Annotated in this window: 9 protein-coding genes; all 9 read left to right on the forward strand. The window is 64.3% G+C overall.

Features of this window, described 5'->3' with window-relative positions; all coding sequences use genetic code 11:
- Positions 1 to 130 precede the first annotated feature (130 nt).
- The 9 genes from AC50X5_RS13435 (at position 131) to AC50X5_RS13475 (ending at position 23667) form a co-directional block, all read left to right on the forward strand.
- Positions 131 to 6202 (forward strand): Ig-like domain-containing protein, encoded by a 6072-nt coding sequence (locus AC50X5_RS13435; protein ID WP_494976580.1) that lies wholly within the window; start codon positions 131 to 133, stop codon positions 6200 to 6202.
- A gap of 160 nt (positions 6203 to 6362) precedes the next feature.
- Entirely contained in the window at positions 6363 to 12476 is a 6114-nt protein-coding gene (locus tag AC50X5_RS13440; protein ID WP_494976581.1) for an Ig-like domain-containing protein, read from the forward strand.
- Between the two features lie 65 nt (positions 12477 to 12541).
- Positions 12542 to 13513 (forward strand): AAA family ATPase, encoded by a 972-nt coding sequence (locus tag AC50X5_RS13445; protein ID WP_494976582.1) that lies wholly within the window; start codon positions 12542 to 12544, stop codon positions 13511 to 13513.
- 47 nt (positions 13514 to 13560) lie between these two features.
- Entirely contained in the window at positions 13561 to 14943 is a 1383-nt protein-coding gene (locus tag AC50X5_RS13450) for a DUF58 domain-containing protein (RefSeq protein ID WP_494976583.1), read from the forward strand.
- A complete protein-coding gene (locus tag AC50X5_RS13455) occupies positions 14940 to 17477 on the forward strand; it encodes a transglutaminase TgpA family protein (RefSeq protein WP_494976584.1) in 2538 nt (845 codons plus the stop codon). The genes AC50X5_RS13450 and AC50X5_RS13455 overlap by 4 nt, the downstream gene beginning before the upstream one ends.
- Positions 17478 to 17734: 257 nt before the next feature.
- Complete coding sequence (locus AC50X5_RS13460) at positions 17735 to 18982, forward strand: RDD family protein (protein ID WP_494976585.1); 1248 nt, start codon at positions 17735 to 17737, stop codon at positions 18980 to 18982.
- Positions 18979 to 19896 carry a PP2C family protein-serine/threonine phosphatase gene (locus AC50X5_RS13465; protein WP_494976586.1) on the forward strand — a complete coding sequence of 306 codons (918 nt, stop codon included), beginning with the start codon at positions 18979 to 18981 and terminating at the stop codon, positions 19894 to 19896. Before AC50X5_RS13460 ends, AC50X5_RS13465 begins: the two co-directional genes overlap by 4 nt.
- Positions 19886 to 21838, forward strand: a complete 1953-nt coding sequence (locus tag AC50X5_RS13470) for an FHA domain-containing protein (protein WP_494976587.1) — start codon at positions 19886 to 19888, stop codon at positions 21836 to 21838. The genes AC50X5_RS13465 and AC50X5_RS13470 overlap by 11 nt, the downstream gene beginning before the upstream one ends.
- A complete protein-coding gene (locus AC50X5_RS13475; RefSeq protein ID WP_494976588.1) occupies positions 21835 to 23667 on the forward strand; it encodes a serine/threonine-protein kinase in 1833 nt (610 codons plus the stop codon). Before AC50X5_RS13470 ends, AC50X5_RS13475 begins: the two co-directional genes overlap by 4 nt.
- The last annotated feature ends 43 nt before the right edge of the window (positions 23668 to 23710 follow it).

Below are 23710 nucleotides of genomic sequence, written 5' to 3' on the forward strand. Positions count from 1 at the left end.
TCCCCGACCACGCGGGGTGGCGATTTTTTGGGGGAATTGACGCATGAAATTCCGTGGTGATGCGCGCGCCCGAAACCGTGACGAACGGGCGGTCCGCGGGCGTAGTCGGTCCCGCTCGCGACTGATGGCCATGACTGCTTTCGGGATCTCCGGCGTTGTGCTGGTCACGGCTGCAATCCTGTACCCGGGGTTCAAGACCACCGAGGTTGAAGTCAACGATGGCGGCGTGTGGGTGGTTTCAAAGTCCCGGAACGCTGTGGCTCGGCTGAACTATCCCTCCCGCGTCCTCGACGGCGCCGTGACCCCGGCCAGCACCACCTTTGACATCCTTCAGCATTCCGGCGACGTCTTCGTGGACGACGAATCGGGGTCAACTCTGAACCAGATTTCGCCTGCGAATATGCGCCTGGGCGGAGACAAGGAGCTCCCGGGGGCCTCTGATGTGAGTTTCGGCGCCGAAGTCATCTCCGTCACCGACCCATCGTCCGGGAACGTGTGGGCGGCATCGCCGTCGACCATTAGTGGTTTTGATGAGGAAGCTTCTGAGCCGGTGTATGTGGGTTCTGAGGGTGTGGTGTCGGCGGTTGGGTTTGATGACCGGATTTATTCGGTGGATCCTGAGTCCGGCGAGGTGACTGTTACCGAGGTTGATGCGTCCGGGGCGGCGGTGTCAACGGATTCGTCGACGTGGAGCGGGCTTAAGGGTGCTGGCGATATCCAGTTGGCTGTGGTGGGGGATAAGCCGGTGGTTCTTGATGCTGCCCGGGGCAAGTTGTTTTTGCCGGGTGGGCGGGAGTTGGCGTTGGCTGAGGCTCATGATGCGGTGTTGCAGCAGTCCGGCCCGGAGTCGGGTTCGGTGGCTTTGGCTACAAAAAAGGCGTTGTTGTTGCAGCCGTTGGATGGTTCCACTGCCAGGACGGTGACGTTTGATGGGGAGGGTATTCCTGCGGCGCCGGTGCAGTTGGGCGGGTGTGTGCATGCCGCGTGGTCCGGGGCGAACAAGTATGTGCGTGACTGTGCCAATCATGCTGACGATAAGAACGTTGATGTTCCGAAGGCCAGTGCGTCGCCGTCGTATGTTTTCCGGGTGAATCGGGATCTGGTGGTCCTTAATGATGTGAATTCCGGGAATGTGTGGCTGGTCAACCAGAACATGCAGCTGGTCAACAACTGGGAAGACGTCATCCCGCCAAAGGAAACCTCGGATGACGCGGACAAGGACTCGGCAGACGAGGTCCAGCAGACCGTGCTGCCGGACCGCACCAAACCCAACAGCGCTCCGGTAGCCAATCCCGACGCCTTCGGTGTGCGCGCCGGCAGGACCACCATCCTGCCGGTTCTGGATAACGACACCGATCCCGACGGCGACATCCTCACCCTCCGCCCGCCCGCTGAGCTGCGGGCCGGAGCACTGTCAACGATCTACGGTGCAACGGGCTTCCAGATTGCCGTCCCGGCAGACAAGACCGGCGGTGATACCTTCCAGTACACCGTTGACGATGGACGCGGACTTTCAGCAACCGGCGCCGTCAACCTCACCATCGTGCCACCCGGCGAAAATTCAGCGCCACGCCAGAAACCGGGCAGGAGCACGTCCCTGGTGTTGCAGGCCGGCAAAAGCCTGACGCACAATATCCTGCCTGACTGGATTGACCCCGACGGCGATGACCTGTTTGCTGTGTCGGCCACAAGTTCTGACCCCGCCGACCAGGTGAAGATCAGGCCGGACGGGCAACTGTCTTTTCAGGACTCTGGCGCCTCGCCGGGCCGGAAGGAGCTGACTGTCGCATTGTCGGACGGACGGGACACAACCGAGGGAAGAATCACCGTTGACGTGCGCCCGGCCGGGGCACTACCGCCCATCGCCAACGCCGACCACGTCACGGCGGTAGCCGGGATGGACACGGTGATCACCCCGTTGACGAACGACACCGATCCCCAAGGCGGTTCCCTGCGGCTGGCGCAGGTCACGCCGGACGGCCAGAGTACGGCCACGATCGGCGCGGACCAGCAGACCTTCACCTTCAATTCGGCCAGCATCGGCGCGCACTACATCACGTACCTGGTGACCAACGGACCGGCCAGTGCGCAACAGCTGGTCCGTGTTGACGTTGTTGCCGGGAATGACCAGGGTGCCCCTGTAGCAGTTCGGGACATGGCGTTGCTGCCCACCGGCGGCAGCGTCCTGGTGGACGTACTGGGCAACGACTCCGATCCCGCCGGCGGGGTGCTGGTGGTGCAGTCAGTCACCGCGGACTCCAGCCTCCCGGTTGCTGTTTCGGTGCTTGACCACTCTGTCATCAGGCTGACGGATATCCGGGCGCAGGGGCAATTGAGCCTGAAGTACACCATTTCCAACGGGCGCACCTCCGCCGTCGGGGAGATTTCGGTGCTGGTGGTGCCGGCGCCCACCAAGCTCGAGGCACCGCAGGCCAAACCGGACGAGGCCACCGTGCGCGCCGGAGACGTCGTATCAATCCCGGTCCTGGAAAACGACGTCGATCCCAACGGCGGCGAATTGACCCTCCTTCCTGAGCTGGCGCAGCAACCCGATGACCAGGACGGGCGCACCTTCGTGTCCGGCAACTCTTTGCGTTTCATCGCCGGCGAGACGGCCAAAACGGTCTATGCCATCTACAAGGTCCAGAACCAGTCCGGCCAGGTTGATTCACAGCAAGTCACCATCCGGATCCAGCCGCGCGACGACGAACGAAACTCCCGCCCCGAGCCCCGAAACCTCCAGGCCCGGCTGGTGTCCGGAATGACCGTCAAGATTCCCGTGCCACTGGACGGCATCGACTCTGACGGCGACTCCGTGCAGCTGATCGCCATCGACAAGGCTGCCACCATGGGCACCGCAGTGGTGCGCGACGGTTACCTGGAATTCACCGCGGCCGGCAACGCCGCTGGTACGGATACCTTCACCTACCGCGTCCGGGACCGCATCGGTGCCGAGAATACCGGAACCGTCATTGTCGGCATCGCACCGCCCGAGGCCAGTAACCAGAAACCGATCGCCGTTGACGACGCCATCGATATCCGCCCGGGACGAAAGGTTGAGGTTGACGTGTTGGCGAACGACTCTGATCCTGACGGTGATCCCATTGCCCTGCAGGCCAACACCTTTGAAGCTGAACCCGAGCTCAAGGTGGACGTCACGGAGGGTTCGAAGGTGCGTTTCTCGGCGCCGTCCACCCCTGGGCACGAGAGCATCGGGTATCAGATCCAGGACGACAAAGCGGCGCAGGGCAATGCCGTGGTCAGGATAACCGTCAGCGCGGACGCCGAACTGAAGCGGCCCGTTGCCAAGGACGACAGGGTCACCCTCTCTGAAACGCTGGGCAAGACGGCCGTTGATGTGCCCGTTCTGAAGAATGACGTCGATCCGGACGGCGTCATGGATGACGCCAAAATCAGCCTGCCGGCTGCCAACCCCAACGCCCGTCCGGGCGGCGCAGGGAACGTGGTGGTGGACCTCACCCCTGAAGACCAGATCATTCCTTACACGGTGACCGATGTCGACGGACTGACGTCCACTGCCATCATGTGGATTCCGGGCCAAGGGGCGCAGTACCCTACGTTGGCCAAGACTGACCCGATCGAGGTCGTGGCCGGCAAGGAAATCACCGTGGACCTGGACGAATACGTTCGGGTCCGCGAGGGAAAGCGGCCGCGGATCACGGTTGCAGAGTCCGTCAACGTCCAGGGGGCCTCCGCCGAGAACGTCATCGTCGACGACGGTACGGCTTTGCGGTACGCGGCCAACGACGATTACGTGGGCCCCGGTTCCATCACCTTCGAGGTCACTGACGGCAGCCGGGCGGATGACCCTGACGGCTTGAAATCCACCCTGGTCATCATGACCAACGTCCTTCCCGATCCTGACGGCAACAACCCGCCGGTGTTCCGTGGTGCATCGCTTGATGTTCCCAAGTCGGAGGAGGGAACCCTGGACCTGGCACCGCTGGCCTCCGATGTAGACGAACGGGACCGCGGCAACCTGGCCTTCGAGCTCGACGGCGGGTTGCCCGCCGGTTTCAGCGCCGGTCTGGATGGCAGTGTGCTCACCGTCCGCGCAGAGAACTCAGTGGGAGTGGGCGTCGTCGGAAACATCCAGGTTCGCGTGACGGACGGCAGGTCACCGGCTGTCTCTGCCACCATCCAGGTCCGGCACGTGGCCTCGAACCGGCCGCTTCCGGTGGCCAATGACGACGCCGTGGAGAAAGCCAACGCCGGAAAGACGGAGAGCGTGAACGTCCTGGCGAACGACTTCAATCCCTTCAGCGACACGCCATTGAAAATTACTGGAGTCACGGTGGAGACGGGCTCTGCCTCCGGGCAGCCGGCCGTCTCCGGTGACTCGTTGGTGGTAACGCCGGCACAGGACTTCAAGGGCGTTATGGTGATCCGCTACACGATCGCGGACAAGACCGGTGACTTGTCCCGCCAGGTTGATGGCCGGCTGCGGCTGACTGTCCGGGCCGCTCCGGACGCTCCGTCTGCCCCTACTGCCACCGATGTGCGAAGCCGCACCGCCGTGTTGAAGTGGGCGCCGCCGTCGGACAATGGCGCTGCCATCACCGGATATAAAGTGACATCCAATAACGGCTTCTCACAGGATTGTGCCACCACAACCTGTACCTTGAGCGGCCTCACCAACAATGTGAAGTATGTCTTCACTGTCCTTGCCATCAACGAGGTGGGGGACTCCAAGCCGTCCGCAGCGTCGAACGAAATCCGGCCCGATGAAAAGCCCTCACCACCGGAGGCGCCTACGGTCAGGGCCGGAGACAAGGACCTGGTAATCGCTTGGCCGGCCGCCAAAACCGAGGGCTCGCCGGTGAAGCACTACAACCTGGAGATTTCACCGCCACCCACCAGTGGAGTCGCCGTCAAGAACGAGGTAGCGGGCCTGAACTACACCTGGCCGGGACTGACAAACGGGGTGAAGTATAAGGTGCGGGCCCAGGCGGTCAATGAGTTGGGTCCCTCGGACTGGGGCACCTACTCCCTGGAAGACCACCCGGCGGGCATTCCTGCGGCACCGCCTGCGCCTACCTCATCGGTGGTGGACTCGGTGGGCAGCCAGAATCAGCTCAAGGCGGACTGGGCAGAGCCGAACACCAACGGTGATCCCATCAAGGCCTACTACGTCACCATGAGCGGAGGCGGTGCCGCACCGCAAACGCAGACCGTTTCCGGCGCTGTCCGTTCTGCGGTGTTCACGGCACAGAATTCCGAGACGGCGTACACTTTCACGGTCCAGGCCGAAAACAAAGCGGGCAAAGGTCCTGTCAGTGCCGCTTCCGCTCCCAGGCGCGCCACCGGCAAGCTGGCTCAAGTCACCGGGGTGACTGCCACGCCTGCCGCCACCGGGGGCGCGGGCCGGGAAATCACCGTCAACTTCAATCGACTGAACGACCAGCAACGCAACGGTTCAGCGGAGAATGAAGTCAGCTACCGTTACAACGCCGCAGGCAGGTCCGGTCCTGTCACTCCCGGGGCAACGATTGGCGGGTTCACCAACGGCCAGGCCGTGGCGGTCACCGTTACTGCTGTTTCCAGCGTGGCTCCCAGTTCGGATGCCAGCACCCCGTCCCACGTCACTCCGTACGGCTCGCCGGGTACCCCGGCCGCGTCCGGACAAGACGGCGGGATCAACCAGCAAACCGTGACCCTCAATTGGTCCTCGCCGTCGACAGCGACCAACGATGTTGCAGCCACCAAAATCAGCATCAACGGTGGCGGCTGGGAAACAGTGGCGGCATCGGGAAGCCGCACGGTCAACACCGGCGGCTGGGAACAGTCGGCGTCTATTGCGGTGCAAACCTTCAACTCGTTGGGCACTGGAAGCCCGGTAGTAACGGCCAGCGCACGCTCGGGTAGGCAGGGAGTCTGGGAGACCACGATGAATCCGGGGACGGGAGTTCAGCGTTCATGCTCCTTCACCTTGGGTGGAGCCAACTACAACCCGGACAATTTCACCTGCGATGGCGTGGGCGGCAATAACCCACCGTGGTTCTACACAGCGGACCAAGGCAGATTAGTGGTGCGTTGCTACATCGACCAGACGGACCACTGGACGGGCATGGGCCGATGGTGGCGGATCGAATCCGGTTCCTACCGGAACGTAGGCCGCTACATCATCGCAAGTCATACCCACTTGCCGGATCCCGCGGCGTTGGGAGCACCACCATGCTGACGTCCTTGGAACCATGCGCAGCTGAACCCGTGGGAACAACTGCCCATCGCGGCGTTTGGTGGCCTTGGGTAGGCTTGCGGACGGATCAGAACTCCATACGGGGTCTTGCACGGACAGGCAGGCCCTTGGGCTGCAAAAAATTTGAGGAATTCGTAACGCTGTGACAACTCTGCTGGGGAAGCTTGGGCTGAAAAAGCGCCACAACAAACTCATATCTGGCACCGCCTTTGGCGTAGCCGTCGGATTCCTGGTAGCCGGCGCCGTGCTGTACCCGGGGTTTAAGACCACTGAGGTAGAGCTGAACGACGGTGGCGTGTGGGTGGTTTCCAAGTCGCGGAACGCTGTGGGTCGCCTCAACTACCCGTCCCGGGTCCTGGACGGTGCAGTCACTCCGGCCTCCACATCTTTCGATGTCCTGCAGAACGGCCTGGATGTCCTTGTTGATGATTCGGCGGGATCGACGCTCAACCAGGTGTCCGCAGCCAACCTGCGCCTGGGCGGCGACAAGCAGCTCCCGGGGGCCTCTGATGTGAGTTTCGGCGCCGAAGTCATCTCTGTGACTGACACCGGCTCGGGCAAGGTCTGGGCTGTTTCCCCGTCCACGGTCAATGGTTTTGATGAGGAAGCTTCTGAGCCGGTGTATGTGGGTTCTGAGGGTGTGGTGTCGGCGGTTGGGTTTGATGACCGGATTTATTCGGTGGATCCTGAGTCCGGTGTGGTGACTGTTACCGAGGTTGATGCGTCCGGGTCGGCGGTGTCAACGGACTCGTCGACGTGGAGCGGGCTTAAGGGTGCTGGCGATATCCAGTTGGCTGTGGTGGGGGATAAGCCGGTGGTTCTTGATGCTGCCCGGGGCAAGTTGTTTTTGCCGGGTGGGCGGGAGTTGGCGTTGGCTGAGGCTCATGATGCGGTGTTGCAGCAGTCCGGCCCGGAGTCGGGTTCGGTGGCTTTGGCTACGAAGAAGGCGTTGTTGTTGCAGCCGTTGGATGGTTCCACGGCCAGGACGGTGACGTTTGATGGGGAGGGTATTCCTGCGGCGCCGGTGCAGTTGGGCGGGTGTGTGCATGCGGCGTGGTCCGGTGCGAACAAGTATGTGCGTGACTGTGCCAATGATGCTGATGATAAGAACGTTGATGTTCCGAAGGCGAGTGCGTCGCCGTCGTATGTTTTCCGGGTTAACCGGGATCTGGTGGTCCTTAATGATGTGAATTCCGGGAATGTGTGGCTGGTGAACCAGAACATGCAGCTGGTCAACAACTGGGAAGACGTCATCCCGCCGCAGAATGAATCCGATGAGCAGGACCAGGAATCGGCGGATAACAACACCATCAATGTCCTCCCGGACCGGACCAAGCCCAACCGGCCGCCGGAAACCAAGCCGGACAGCGTGGGCGTCCGGCCCGGCCGCACCACGGTGATGAGTGTTCTGGATAATGATTCGGATCCGGATGGTGATGTTCTCACTGCATCGGTCGGGACTTCCGGTCCTGCCAGTGGCACGCTGCAGAGTATCTACGGCGGTACCGCTTTTCAGATCAACGTTCCGGCGGACGCCAAAGCCGGCACTGAAACGTTCAGCTACACGGCCGACGATGGCCGTGGACTCTCGGCCGCGGGCCAGGTCACGCTTAACGTGGTGGGGCCGGAGGAGAACCACCCCCCGCAGTTCAAACGTGGCGGCAACGCCACCACACTTTTGGTGGAGCAGGGCAAAACCGTCAGCCAGAACATCCTCACGGACTGGATGGACCCCGACGGCGACGACCTGGTGCTGCTCGATGCCAAGGCGGACAACGAACAGGACCAGGTCAAAGTACGCCGTGATGGCCTGCTCACCTACCAGGACTCCGGAGCCACCGCCGGCAAGAAGAACGTCACCGTTACCATCTGGGACGGCATAACTACCGTCACGGGAACCGTGGTGGTCAACGTCCAGCCGCCGGGTGCCCTGGCGCCCGTTGTGAACGCTGACCACGTCACGGCTGTGGTGGGCCAGGACCTGGTGATCTCGCCGCTGAAGAACGACGTCGACCCCAACGGCGGTGCCCTCCGCCTGGCCCAGGTGGAAGCCAGTGGTCCGGCCGACATCGGTCCGGTGACCGATGGTGGAACGTTCACGTTCAACAGCACCTCGACCGGTCCCATGTACCTGACGTACATCGCCAGTAACGGGCCACAGAGTTCGCAGGGGCTGATCCGGGTGGACGTCGAATCCGGCGAGGATGGCGGCGATCCGGTGGCCGTGCACGACGTGGCCCTGATGCCGGTGGGTGGCAGCGTTCTGCTGGACCCACTGGCCAACGATTCCGACCCGGCCGGCGGCGTGTTGGTGCTCCAGTCCGTGAAGGTACCGGAAAATTCCACAACTTCCATCAGCGTGATCGACCACAGCGTCATCCGGATCACGGATCTTGGCGCCACTGCTGAGCCCTTCCGGTTCGAATACACCATGTCCAACGGCAACAAGTCCGCTACCGGCAGCGTCGCCGTGGTGCCAGTGCCCGCGCCGGCCGTAGTGGAGGCTCCACAGCCCAAGCCCGATGAAGTCAACGTCCGCGTTGGCGACGTCGTGACCATTCCGGTGCTGGAGAACGACACCCATCCGCAGGGCCAGGAACTGAGCGTGGACCCGGTCCTCCCGCAGGGCATTGACGAGGTGGATGGCAAGGTGTTTGTTTCTGAGAACACCGTCCGGTTCATCGCCGGGCCGCTGCCCAAGACTGTCCGGGCCATCTACAACGCTGTTGATCCGCAGGGCCAAAAGAGCGCGGCTGCCGTCACGATCCACATCCTTCCGCTGGAAGGTGCCGAGAACTCGCGTCCGCAGCCGAAGAACCTGACGGCCCGCGTCGTGGCCAGCGGAACGGTGCGCATTCCGGTGCCGCTGGACGGCATCGATCCCGATGGCGACTCCGTGCAACTGACCGGCATCGACAGCACGCCATCCATGGGCACGGCCAGCGTCGGCAGCAACTTCATTGACTTCACCGCAGCCGGTGACGGCTCCGGCACTGACACGTTCCGCTACAAGGTAGTTGACCGGCAAGGGGCAACGAACTCCGGCACCGTTACCGTCGGTGTTGCTCCCCGCGGGGACATAAACCAGAACCCGACGCCGGTTGATGATGAGGTTAAGGTCCGGCCCGGGCGCCAGATCGCCGTCGATGCCAGCGGCAACGATACCGATCCCGACGGCGATCCGATCCGGATCATGACGGATGGCATCATCGGTGACGCATCCCTGGAAGCCACCGTCAGCAAGGCCAGCGGGAGGATCATCCTCCGGGCCCCGGCGGAAGAAGGGACCGTCAACCTTCAGTACACGATCGCCGATGATCGTGATGCCACCGCCCAGGCGGCAATTACGGTCGTGGTGGACAGCACTGTTCCGCTGAAAGCCCCGATTGCCCGCGACGACCGCGTCACCTCGGCGCAAACCCTGGGCAAGACCGCGGTCGACGTTCCGGTGCTGAAGAACGACGAGGATCCGGACGGCGTCGGCGAAAACCTCAAGATCAGCACCGAAGCCCTCACTGCCAGGCCGGGCACCGATGGCAACATGATCGTGGAACTGACAGAGGGTCCGCAGCTTATTCCGTACACGGTCGAAGACGTGGACGGCCAGAGCGCAACGGCCATCATTTGGGTACCAGGCCTGGGCCAGCAGGTTCCCACCCTGTCCAAGGATGAGGTCCTGGAGCTGGTTTCGGGCCAGTCAGTGACGATCGATCTGAATGAATGGGTGAAAGTCCGTGAAGGCCGCACACCCCGGATCACGCAGGCGGACCGCATCAAGCTGATTGGCGGGAACGGCAGCGATCCATTAGCCAGCCCCACCTCGTTGAAATACACCGCTGGCACCGAGTACGTGGGACCGGGTTCCCTCAGTTTCGAAGTCACCGACGGCACTTCCGTCGATGACCCCGCCGGGCTAAAATCAACCCTCAGCATCCGCACGAAGGTGCTCCCGGACCCGAACAAGAACAACCCGCCCGCCCTGCTTGGCGCGGGGTTGACCGTGCCCAAGGGTGAGACCCGAAGCCTGGATCTGTCCCGGCTCACCGAGGATCCTGACAAGGATGACGTCGCCAACATGAAGTACCGGCTTGAAGGCGGCAACACTAACTCGTTCGACGTCAGGCTGGACGGCAAGGAGCTCAAGGTTTCCACCGATGCCGGTACCGCCACCGGGGTCACCGGTAGCGTGCAGGTCAAAGCGACGGATCCCCGCGGCCTGGAGGCTACCGCCACTTACCAGTTGTCCGTCACAGCCTCTGACCGGCCCAAACCGGTGGCAAACGATGACGTGGAGGACAACGCTGCGGCAGGTAAGCAGGTGTCCATTAGCGTGTTGGCCAACGACACCAACCCTTTCCCGGAAACGGCGCTGAAAATCATCGAGGCAACCGTGGAGACCGGTCAGGGCACGGCAGTCGTGGCAGGAGATTCCGTCCTGGTGACGCCAGCAGGCGGTTTCTCGGGCTCCATGATCGTGGCCTACACAGTGCAGGACAAGACCGGCGAGGTCTCACGCCAGGCCACCGCCCGCGTTCGGCTCAGCGTGAAGGACAAGCCCCTGGCTCCGGGCACCGCCCAGGCCCAGAGCGTCGGGGACAGGACGGCCTTGCTCACCTGGACGGCGCCCGCGGACCGCGGTTCGCCCATCACCGGTTATACCGTGTACGGGGAGGCCGGCTTCCAGCAGGCGTGCCCGGCCAACACCTGTACCCTGACCGGCCTGACCAACAACACGAAATACCACTTTGAGGTCACCGCCACGAATGCCTTCGGGGAATCTGACCGCTCACCGGCCTCTGCCGAGGTGCGCCCCGACGTCAAGCCCGAGACCCCGCTCGCTCCAGCCACGAAGTTTGGCGACAAGGAGGCCACCATTACGTGGACGGCCCCTCTCAGCAAGGGTTCACCCATCAAGGGCTACGACCTTGAGATCTCGCCGGCCCCGCCCGGGCAGAATGCCCAGGTCCAGAACCTGACCTCCACCAGTTACCTGTGGAAGGGGCTCCAGAACGGCGTTTCCTACAAGGTACGCGTCCTGGCCAGGAACGACGCCAAAGAACCCTCGGAATGGAGCCCCTACTCAGCTGCCGTTGTTCCGGCAGGCCCGCCCATGACACCCGCCGCACCATCTGCCAGTTCGGCGGCATCAGTGGGGCCGGAAAGCCAGATGAAGGTTTCCTGGACGGCGCCCAACAACAATGGTGACGCCATCTCCGCGTACACCCTGACCACGCTTCGAGGCGGCGCCGTTGTCTCCTCGCAGCAGGTTGCCGGCACCTCCCAGAACGTGACGGTGGACAACTCCGAGGCGAACTACACATTTACGGTTTCGGCGACGAACAAGGCCGGAACCAGCGAAACCAGCGCACCTTCGGCGCCGGTACGGGCTGCCGGAAAGCCGGGCATGGTCAGCGGCGGCAGCGTGCAGGAGAACGGCACCAGCGGCCAGCTGGTGGTGAAGTTCACGGAGCTTACACCTGCGCAGCGGAATGGTTCCACGTACGACGAAATCCAGTACAGCTACACCACCAGCAGCGGCAGCCGGGGCGCCATTCCCCGCGGAGGCGGCACTATAGGTGGCGAGCCCAATGGCACGAACGTCACGGTGAATATCATTGCCTCCTCCACCAAGACCGGGCAGGCCGGCGATGCCCAGGCGGTTGGTACCGCCAGCCCCTACGGCCCACCGAACGCCCCGAACGTTGATGGCGGAAAGTCTTCTCCCGAAGACACAAAGGTCTATTGGACGTGGAACAACCCCGCCACCAATGGTCGGCCTCTCGACTACTACGAAGTTCGTGTCAACAACGGTGGTTGGGAAAATGTTGGCAAGCGCAATTCGTTCGAAGTGAATACGGGTGGCTTCAACGAGGTCCGGAACCTTGATGTTCGTGCTTTCACCGTTGTCTACGGCCCGGCGGGCAGTGCCAACTCAACGTCAGGCAACCCGCCGCCGCCGCCGGTCAAGAACACGGTAAAGGTTCACAGCAGCACAGTGAACAGCTGTACTGACGTGTCCGGCCAACCCAGCGGCTTCGACGATTCGACCGCGAACAAAACGTGCTGGGGTAAGCAAGGCGGCGGAGACGACGCCCCGTTCCCGTGGCTCAACCGCCACGACGCGGCTGTAGAGGTCGACAGATGCGGCAGCCCATGGGGTACCAGCGGCTGGTACCACATCACGGGCGGCGCCTACAACGGTCGTTGGGTCCGTGCCGACACCGTGTACTTCGCCTCCGGAAAGTCACCGTGCTAGGCACCAGGCGACCGCAACCCGACAACCCCCCCCCATGCAATGCAGCAGAAACTAAGGAATCAGCCATGACAATGACAAGCGAGCAGGCCACCTGGTTTGCAGGCACCTTCGAGAAACTGGTGGCAAACGTTGGCAAGGCGGTGTTGGGCAAGGAGCACGTTATCCGCCTGACGTTCACCGCCATGCTCGCCGAAGGCCACGTTCTCTTCGAGGACGCACCCGGTACCGGCAAAACCTCCCTGGCCCGGGCTCTCGCAGCCACCGTGCAGGGCTCGAACAACAGGATCCAGTTCACCCCTGACCTCCTGCCGTCCGACGTCACCGGCGTCACCATCTATGACCAGAAAACCCAGAAGTTCGAGTTCCACAAGGGGCCGATCTTTAACAACATCGTCCTGGCGGACGAAATCAACCGGGCCTCGCCCAAAACACAGTCCGCTCTCCTGGAAGTCATGGAAGAGTCCCGGGTGACCGTGGACGGAGTAACCTACGAGGCCGGCAGGCCTTTCATGGTGCTGGCCACGCAGAACCCGATCGAGCAGGCCGGTACCTACCGCCTTCCCGAGGCCCAGCTGGACCGCTTCCTGATCAAAACCTCCATAGGCTACCCGGACCACGCCTCCACGGTTCAGCTGCTGGGCGGGGCCAACCTCAAGAACCGGGCCAGCGACCTGACTCCTGTCATCACCACCCAGGCCGTGGCGGACATGGCAGACCTCGCGGCAACGGTCCACGTGGACACCGCCGTACTGGAGTACATCTCCCGGCTGACCGAGGAGACGCGCAACGCTCCGGAGAGCCGGCTGGGTGTCTCGGTGCGTGGGGCCCTGGCCATGGTCCGGGCCGCCAAGGTCTGGGCCGCGGCCCAGGGCCGCAACTTCGTCCTCCCGGACGACGTGAAGGAACTGGCGCCCGTGGTCTGGACACACCGCTTCGTGATGGATCCGGAGGCGGAGTTCTCCGGAGCCACCCCTGAGGTGATTCTGGCCCGCGTCCTGCGCGACGTGGCAGCACCGCAGCAACGCGCCACCGCCTGACCCGCACGTCCACGTAGTCCCATGCCAGCACGAACGAAGGTCCATCTATGTCCAGCAGCACACCGCTGACCCGGCTTGCTGAGCGCGCCAAGCAGCCGTTCAGCAAGGGCGGTGCCGTGTCACGCCTCGGGGAACAGCTGCGCCGGCCGTTCGTCCGTGACGGCCGGCAGACCCGGCTCCACCCCGCAGCTGTCTGGGCAGAGGCCAGCAGTACGCTGGGCCTGGTTCTGCAGCCGGGCTGGCAGAGGCTCCGGGAACTGTGGCTCCGCTACGTCTGGCCTGTACTCTCCGTGGTCAGCGTGCTTGGCTGGTCGGTGCTGGCAGCGTCCATCCTGCTGTGGAGCATGGGGGAGGCTTTCGGGTGGCAGGAAGCCAAGGCCGCCGCCGTCGCAGCCTTCGTGTTGTTCGTCATCGCCATTGGCTTCATCCTGGGCCGTTCGTCCTACGGCGTCGTCCTGGATCTCGCGCGTACCCGGGTCGCCGTGGGGGACAGCGCTGTGGGAAGCATCGCCGTGTCCAACACGTCCGCCCGTCCGCTGCTGCCGGCCGCCCTGGAACTGCCGGTCGGCGCTGCCACGGCATTGTTCCACCTGCCCCGGATGAAACCGCAGCAGGTGCACGAGGACCTCTTCACCATTCCCACCGCCCGGCGGGCAGTCATCTCGGTGGGGCCGGTCCGCTCGGTACGGGCGGACCCGCTGCACCTGCTGCGGCGCCAGGTGCTGTGGACCGAACCGGAGGATCTTTACGTCCACCCGCGGACGGTTGCCCTGGCCGGTTCCGCCGCGGGCTTCATCCGGGACCTGGAAGGCATGCCCACCACGGATCTCTCCAGCGCTGACGTGTCCTTCCATGCCCTTCGCGAATACGTGCCCGGTGACGACCGCCGCCACATCCACTGGAAGACCACAGCCCGGACCAACAAGCTGATGGTGCGCCAGTTCGAGGAAACCCGCCGCGCGCACCTCGCCATCTCGCTCTCGATCAATACTGACGAGTACGACTCCGAGCACGAATTCGAGATGGCCATTTCCGTGGCGGCCTCCATCGGCCGGCAGGCGATCCGCGAACAACGGGATCTGGACGTGATCACGCAGAAGGGCCCGTTGCGCTGCGAAACCGGCCGAAACCTCCTGGATGATATGACGAGGATTGTGGGGGCACCCCACCGCCGCTCCGCCGTCGACCTCGCCCGCAGCGTGGCTGACACCGTGCCCAACGCCTCGGTGGTCTTCTTTGTGGTGGGCCAGCGGATAACCCCCACCCAGCTCAGGAGCGCCGCCGCGTCGGTAGCTCCCGGCGTCCGCGCCCTCGCTGTCCGGGTGCAGGCCGGCGCGGCCCCGTCCCGGGCCAACATCGCCGACCTCACCGTCCTGACCGTGGGCGACCTGGACGATCTCGGCATCATTCTTCGAAAGGCAGCAGCATGAGCACCGCACCCGGACTCCGGCCCAGGCGCGCCAACCGGCAAGGGGGCCTGCCCTCCTTCCAGTCGCCGTTCACCGACGGCCGTCCTGCCTGGCATATTGTGCTGGACGCCGTTGTCCTGGTGATTCTGCTGGGACTGGGCGTGCTGGGCTTCAGCCTGAGCTTCGGCGGCAACCCGTACTACCTCATTTCCGGTTTTGGTGGCATCCTGCTGGGCCTGGCTATTGCCGCAGTCAACGCGCACTTGCGACTGGGGCTGCTGATCACCACCGCCCTGACCCTGGGCGCCTACCTGGTTTTCGGAACTGCGCTGGCTGTGCCGGATTCGGCCATCGCCGGTTTTGTGCCCACCCTGGATTCGCTGCGGATTCTGCTGCTGGGTGTGGTGTTCTCCTGGAAGGACATGCTGACGGTTGGTGTGCCCGTTGGCACAGCCGGCGGCGTCCTGATCGTGCCCTTCCTCAGTTCGCTGGTCTCAGCCCTGGTTGCCGGCGTTCTCACCTGGCGGCTGCGGACCCCGTACTGGCCGTTGCTGCCGGTGCTGGTCCTGTTCGTCACCGGCATCGCTTTTTCCACCAACGCCTCGTTCCTCACTGTTGAGCGCGGCATTGGACTGACGGTGGTGGCCATTGCGTGGGCCACCTTCCGCCGCGATGAATTACGACGCCGCGACACCAGGAAAATCTCCGTCAACAGCCCCCAGGCGGACACCGCCACAGCCCGGCGCGCGCGGCTGCGCAGGCTCGGCACCGCAGCCGGCGTCATCGCCGCCAGCGTTGCCGTCACGGCATTGACAGCACCCCTGATCACCGCAGCGGATGACCGGAAGGTGCTCCGCAACGTCGTCGTACCGCCTTTCGATCCCAAGGACTACATCACACCCCTGGCGAGTTTCCGCACGTTCGTAAAGGACCAGAAGGACGACACCCTGTTTGTGGTCAAAGGGCTGCCCAAAGACGCCCGGGTGAGGCTCGCCGCCCTGGACGCCTTCGACGGGACCAACTACAACATGGACCCTAACGGTTCCGGCAGTTTCAGCAAGGTTGGCGACACCGATTCACTGAACACCCTGGCGGATGCCTCGGGGGTGGTGGGCACGAATGATTACACCCTGGACATCACCATCGCCGACTACCAGGGTTACTTCCTGCCCGGCGGCCGGCAAACCACCGGGATCAGCTTTGACAGCGCCGGTTCGCGCGCAGCTTCCGGCCTGTACTTCAATGCCGGGACGGACACCGCAGTAACCACCCAGGGTGTGGCACAAGGCGATTCCTACAGCGTCCAGGTTTCGGACCCAGTCAAACTCGAACACGGACAGCTCACCCAGTACGACTTCGCCAAGGTGACACTGCCCGAAGCATTCGAAGTCCCGCCAGTGGTGGGTTCGCAGGCCAACGACCTTTCCGTCGATGCTCCCACGGCAATCGACCGGATCCGCCAGATTGAAGCCCACTTCCAGAAGACCGGCGCGTTCAGCAACGGCCTCATTTCCGAAGGCCAGCTGCCCAGCGTTTCCGGACACAGCTCGGCCCGGATCCGCAGCCTGCTCACGGCCAAGCAAATGCTGGGCGACGACGAACAGTACGCCGTCGCGATGTCCCTGATGCTTCGCCACCTGGGCATTCCCTCCCGTGTGGTGATGGGTTTCTACCCGGACCCCACCAGCCCGGAGAACGGGGCAAGCGAGGTCAACATTACGGGCAAGAACGTCCACGCCTGGGTTGAAGTAGCGTTCGAGCGTGTGGGCTGGGTGCAGTTCGACCCGACACCTCCCAAGGACAATGTGCCTATCCCGCCGGACCCGGAAAACAAGTCCAAGCCCAAGCCGCAGGTGCTGCAGCCACCGCCCCCGCCGCAGGAGCCAGCTGACTTGCCACCGGACTCTTCTCCCGATGCTTTGGACGCCGACGAGAAGAAGGACAACCCCTGGCTGTTCTGGGGACCGCTCCTGGCCGCGATCGGCATCGCCATGATTCCGTTGGTGATCCTGGCCATTCCGCTGATCCTCATCGCCGTGCTGAAATCCCGGCGCCGTAAGGCCCGGTTCGCGGAGGGTCATCCGGCCCAGCGCGTTGGCGGCGGTTGGAACGAAGTGGTGAGCCTGGCCACTGACGTCGGGGCCGGCGTGGACCACAGGGCAACGCGCCGTGAAAGTGCGGCAGTCCTGGCGGACGCGTTCCCGCAGACCAGGACGAACACGGCTCTGCTGGCCAACCGGGCCGATGCCGCGATCTTCGGCGCCGGCCAGCCCAGCGAACAGGAAGTCAAGGAGTACTGGGCCATCGTGGACTCCTCGCTGAAGGAGATGACGGGCAGCCTCGGATTCTGGCGCCGGCAGGCGGCAAAGTTCTCCCCAAGGTCGCTGTTGGCGGACGGCCGTGCGGCCATGGCGGCGCGGCGGGCAGGCAGGGGGCAGGGTTCCGGTTCCGCTCACAGGCTAAAAGCTGGCGGTAAGGTTGCAACTGGTCCGTCCGATCCGGGCCCCAGCGCGGCCGGCAATACATCCGACAGGAAGAGTCCCCCCGAACAATGAGCCAGGAAGCCGAGCGTTGCGTGCGCTGCCAGCAACTGATCCGCCCCGGCGCCGCTTTTTGCACTGCGTGCGGCTCCCCGCTGAGCAACCGAGCGGCCCGTAACTCACGAAATGTGGACTCCGCGCACCGGAACCATCCGGACCGCGGCACTGAGCATCCGGGGCAGAATCCCGGTAATATCCCGGTAACACCGGCCGTGGCGGTCCCGACGCTGGCGGGTCACAGTCAGGGGCATGGTCAAGTGGGAGGAATGAACGTGGCTACGAAGCTCGAGCTCGTACCGGCAGCGGCGCCTAAACGGTTGGGAGCAGCGGTCCTGGACTGGCTGCCGCCCTTCGCCGTGCTGGTGCTGGCCTTCGCCATCGGCTTCGCGGGGGTGACCCGGAGCCAAAGCGGCGGCTTCATTGTCTACGACACAAGTTCGCTGGTGCTCTTTGGCAGCATCGGCGTCGGCATTGCGCTGGTCTATGCATTCGTCATGATGGGACTGGAAGGCCGTTCCGGCGTCACTCTCGGCAACCGGCTGATGGGGATCCGCAGTGCCGACAGCGACGGTTTCGCGCCCGGCGCGGGTCCGGTCTTCGTCCGCGGCATCATCACCGGAGCGGGAGTCTTCCTTGCCCTGATCGCCGCAATCCTGGTAGTGATCTTCCGCTGGTTCGATGCCGCCCTGATCATCCTTGGGCCCCTTTCCCTGCTGGCCGTGGCGTGGGCCGTGCTCGTCGTTATTTCCAATTCCTGGGACCGGAACAACAAGCTTCGGGGCTGGCACGACACCGCCGCCAAAACGCTCGTATTTGACATTAAGGCCGGGCGGAATCCTGTAGCTACCGGCGGAATCCAAGGCCCGTACAGTTTTGCTCCCATGGATCTTCCCCCGGTCCAGGCCGTTGTTTCTCCCGTAGCCGGTGCCCGGCCAGCCCCGAGCGTAATCAACGCCCAGGCACCCGTCGACGGCGGCACGTGGGTACCGCCCAAGGCGTCGGCCACAGCCGCCGGGCACGTACCGGTTGCGGCGGCGGTCCAACCGGCGGCAGTCCAACCGGCGGCAGCAGTCGTGGCCACGCCCGTTCAGGTTTTCCAGCCTCCACGGGCCCAAGCCGCACCCCACCCTGACGACGACCTTGACCGTACGCAGATGCGCGGAGATGCCGCCGCAGTAAAGGCTCCCGTGGCCGTACTGCGCATCCGGCTCGATGACGGCAGGGATTTCCAGCTGGACCGCAACGTCCTGGTGGGCCGGAACCCGGTGGCCCAGGGCGGCGAGCAGAGCGCCATGGTCCTGGCGGTAACCGATCCCGGCCGGTCCATCTCCAAAACGCACCTCCACCTCCTCACCGATGGGGCCGGAGTGTGGGTTACTGACCGTAACTCGACCAACGGCAGCGCCGTCAGTACACCTGACGGAACGCGTTCACCCCTGCAGCCGGGCGTTCCGGTGTTTGTCACCCCCGGTTCCACGGTCCACTTCGGTGACCGGTACTTCGTTGTTGGCCAGTCATGACGGCGGGCGCAGCGGAGCCAGCCGCAAGCAGCCATGCCGGGTTGAGCCTGAGCTATGGCTACGGAACTGACCGGGGGCTGAGGCGTGAGCTTAACGAAGACTCCTTCATAGCCTCGGATCCGGTGTTCGCGGTGGCCGATGGCATGGGCGGACACGAGGCCGGTGAAATTGCCAGCGGTATGTGTGTGCGCGCCCTGGCCGCCATGCCGCAGCTGGCCAAGGGGGAGCGGAGTGTCACCGCCGGGGTGCTGCAGCAGTACCTGGTGCGCGCTGACCAGAGCATCCGGGAGGCAACAGGGGCCAGGGCCGGGACCACGCTGACCGGCGCCGTCGTGGTTGAACAGATGGGCATGCCCTACTGGCTGGTCATGAACATCGGTGATTCGCGGACGTACCGCCTCAGCCAGGGGCGGTTCAGCCAGGTCAGCGTGGACCATTCCGAGGTCCAGGAACTGGTGGACGCCGGAAATATCACCATGGAGGAAGCCGCGGTGCATCCGCGCCGCCATGTGGTGACCAGGGCACTTGGTACCGGTGACGAGACCGAGGCGGATTACTGGTTGCTGCCCGTCGAAGAGGGTGACAGGATCCTGGTCTGCTCCGATGGCTTGAACGCTGAGCTCACGGACGAGCACATGTTCCGGATCCTCAGCACCGTGGGCCATCCGCAGGATGCCGTCGATGCACTCATCCAGGCGGCCCTGCGCAACGGGGGACGGGACAACGTCACCGTCATCATCGTGGACGCCAAGAACGTACTGAACGACGCCGGGATTGCCACCACCGCGCCGCGGCCCGCGGTTGACGCCGAGGAAGGCACTACGCTGCCGCGGACCCAGGTGCTGGCCGCGGACACTGGTCCGGATACCCAGGCTGAACCTGATGCAGCAGAGGAGAACCGTGATGACCGCTAACTATGGTCCCGGCCCCTGGGTGGGAATGGTGCGTGGCCGGACTGCCGTGCTGTTGGAGCCCGGAACCTCGCCTGAGCTGGTGTTCAGCCTTTGGGACTTGCTTGGAAATGGCCCGGAAGTCCATGAAGTTTTGCACGCCGTCACCACCGGGTTCGGCGGGTCGCTCACTGATATGCCGTCCTTCGGCATTATCGGATTCAAAGACTCGCTGCGGGTCTTCCTCCGCGGCGACATAGACCTTGAAATTGCCGGACCTGACGGTGGAAAGGAACCGGAGGACCGAAGCGGACTGCTGCGACTCAATGGCCGCAATGTTTCCACATGGGCCGAGCGTTGGCTGGCCGAACCCGGCAATTTCCGGCTCTCATTCCCAGACGTTTCGGCAGATGCTGCCTGGCCGCTTGTTGAAGGACTGGTCCAGCTGGGTGCCCTTGCCGTCACGGTGGGTGGTACCTCGTCAGGAGCAGAGGTTGTGGAGCGGAACTCCGGTGCGCACCGTTCTGCCGGCGCGTTATTGGGCAGCCAGGGCGCCGCGCCTGTCCGCGCACCTGTTGAAGCTGCACCATCAGCAGCGCCTGCAGCGGAGCCGGAGCCGGACTCCGCGCCGGACCGGCAACCGGACCTCGACTCCGGGGCCACCCCAGCGGAACCCTCCCTGGTGGAGCCGGAGCTGGAGTCCCCTGAACTGGACTCTCCCGTACTGGACACCGCCGTGACGGAAGCTGCCGCTTCGGAGACCGCCCTTCCGGAGCCTGACACCGAACCTCCTGCAGCCGAAGCTCCCGCCACCGAACTTCCTGTGTCGTCATCCGACGCCCGCGAAGTCTCGGCCGAAACCATGATGGCGCTCTCTGACGAGGATTTGGACTACACCGTCGCGCCTGCTGACGTGCACACCAGCACTGCGGATACTGAGGAGGCTGTTCCTTCCCCACCGGACGTGGCAGAGCCGGTCCACGAAATGACCGGCAATTACGATCACCTCTGGGAAAAGACCGTGGCCCGCAGCATCGAAGACGCCGCCGTCAGGGAAGATCCTGAGGAGGAAGAAGAGCCGGCCGGGGAAGAGTCCGCAGAAGAAGTTGTTGCAGCTGCCCCTGTTGACGCAGGCGCGGCGGTGCCCTACCCCGTCAGCGACCCTGCAGTAGGGCCTGCCCAGGCCAGCCAGCCTGGTCCACCGGATCCCGAACAGGAACCGGGGGCGGGCTCCGGCCTGATAGATTCCGTTCCCTGGCGGACCTCCAGCAGTCCTGCCGCGCCCTGGGCTCCACCAACTCCAGAGCCGGTAGTGGCGCCCCAACCTGTCCCGGCTCAGCCCGCACAGGCGCAGCCTGGCGGAGCCTGGCCTGCACCGCCCCAGGCTGCGCAGCCCCACTATGCGGCATCGTCCTTTGACGAGGACCATGACGGCCAGACCATCATGAAGGGCGACCTCGCCGGCATGATGGCCCACCCCGCGCCTGTCGTCGCCGATCCAGCAACAGGGCCCATGGTGCTGGCAAGGGTTTGCGACCAGGGCCACGCCAATCCGCCTACGAATGCCCAGTGCGCCTCCTGCGGCCGGCAGCTGCCGGCCGACGCCATCCAGGTGCCGCGTCCGCGGCTTGGCGTCATGCGGATTTCCACCGGTGAAGTGGTGGAGCTGGACCAGTCGCTGGTCATCGGACGCCAGCCTTCGGTCTCCCGCGTGCAGGGCGGCGGCATGCCGCGGCTGGTTCAGGTTGCCAGCCCGAGCGGCGATATTTCCCGCTCCCACGTCGAAGTGCGGCTGGAAGGCTGGCACGTCATGCTGTGCGATTTGAAAGCCACCAATGGCACGGTCCTGGTCCGCCAGGGCCAGCCTCCGCGTCGCCTCGCCCAGAACGAGATGGCCATTCTCCTCGACGGCGACATCGCCGAGCTTGGCGACGATATCTCTCTGCGGTTCGAGGAGATCCGGTGAGTTCGAAACGCCCCATTGCTCCACCGCCCCATATCCCGGGTTTCACCTACATCAGCCTGCTCGGATCGGGTGGCTTCTCTGATGTCTACCTCTACGAGCAGGACAGGCCGCGCCGCAAGGTTGCCGTGAAGGTGCTGCTATCGGACCTCAAGACCGAGGGCGCCCGGCGCCGGTTCGAGTCCGAGGCCAACCTGATGGCGCAGCTGTCTTCGCATCCTTACATCGTCACCATTTACGAGGCGGAGGTCACTGAGGACGGGCACTCCTACCTGGCGATGGAGTATTGCTCCCGGCCCAGCCTGGACGTCAGGTACCGGCGGCAGCGGTTCAGTGTGGACGAGGTACTGGCTGTTGGAATCCAGGTTGCTTCCGCAGTGGAGACTGCACACCGTGCCGGCATCGCGCACCGCGATATCAAGCCCGCAAACATTTTGGTGACCGACTACAACCGGCCCGCGCTGACGGACTTCGGAATCTCCGGCACGCTGGGCAGCGATGCGGATGAGGATGCCGGTATGTCCATCCCATGGTCCCCGCCGGAGCAGTTCCGGGATGGGGCAGTGGACGGCGTCATGGTGGATGTCTGGGCTCTCGGTGCCACCCTCTACACCTTGCTGGCCGGCCGTTCGCCGTTTGTGATGCCGGGTGCGGACAACTCCCAGCGCGAGCTCATCTCTCGGATTACCTCCATGCCGGTTCCGCGGCTGGGCAGGGCCGACGTGCCGGCATCCCTGGAACTGGCCCTTTCCACTGCCATGGCCAAGTCACCCGCGTCGCGTTATTCATCGGCCCATGCGTTTGCCCTGGCCCTGCAGCGGATCCAGGCGGAACTCAATCTTTCGGTGACGCCCTTCGAGGTCCTGGAAGAACCCAGCCACGAGGAAAGCCACCCGGACGACGGCTTCGAAGAAACCCGTGTCCGCAGCATTGCCGCGATCGATCCCGAACGAACGGGCAGCTCGCCCACCTTTCCTGCCCGGACCAGGCCAAACGCTCCCGCGCCTGCCGCCCCGCCCGGTGCCGCCGTTGCACCGGCGCCTGGCCGTTCCGCTGCTCCTCAGGTTCCCGGGCAACTGTTCGACGGCGGCACGCCAGCCGCCGGCGCGCCGCACGCCGGTGGCCAGGACGCTCTGGCCCGGAACCTGGTTGTCCCTAACCCGCGGACACGTGATGACTGGGCACATGCAACCATGCTTCGCAGCAGCACTGCCGCCGCACCACCTGAGTTCGACGAAGCAACAATCCAACGGGGTGCGCCGTCAACAACCGGCAGTCCAGCCGCGGGCCAGGCCGGTGACTCCCGCTGGAGTTCGGCAGGACCGGAAATCGATGCCACCGTCAGCAGGGCTGCGCTGCCGGAGGAAGCAGCGACCGACCAGGCGCCAGCCCCTGAGGCCCATCCGTCCCACCGTAACCTCTGGCTGGCCATCACGGGCGGCACCCTGCTGGTGCTCGCCGTCGTCGTCGGAATCATCGTTGCCGGCAACGCACCCGAAACGAAGGCTCTGCCCCAGGAAACCGTTAGCAGGCCCCCGGCCGACGCCCTGGACAATGGCACCGTTCCGGACGTCAGCGGGCTGGCCGGCAGCATCGGAGGAGCGGGGAAGGTGACCTTCACCTGGACCAATCCGCAGCCGAAAGACGGTGACACCTACAAGTGGCGGGTGTACGCGTTGACCGGCAGCGGTGAGTTCCAGTCCACGGAGGTGCCCACGGCAGAGGTTGCGCTCAACCCTGCCGAGCCCACGTGCATCCAGGTCATCCTGGTGCGAAGCGACGGCGCTTCTTCACCGCAGGAGCAGGATTCCATCGCCTGCGTGCGGCCTTGAGCGCCTACTTGAGCAGCGACGTCAACACAATGAGAGAGGTATC

The organism is Pseudarthrobacter sp. MDT1-40-2 (assembly GCF_059383595.1).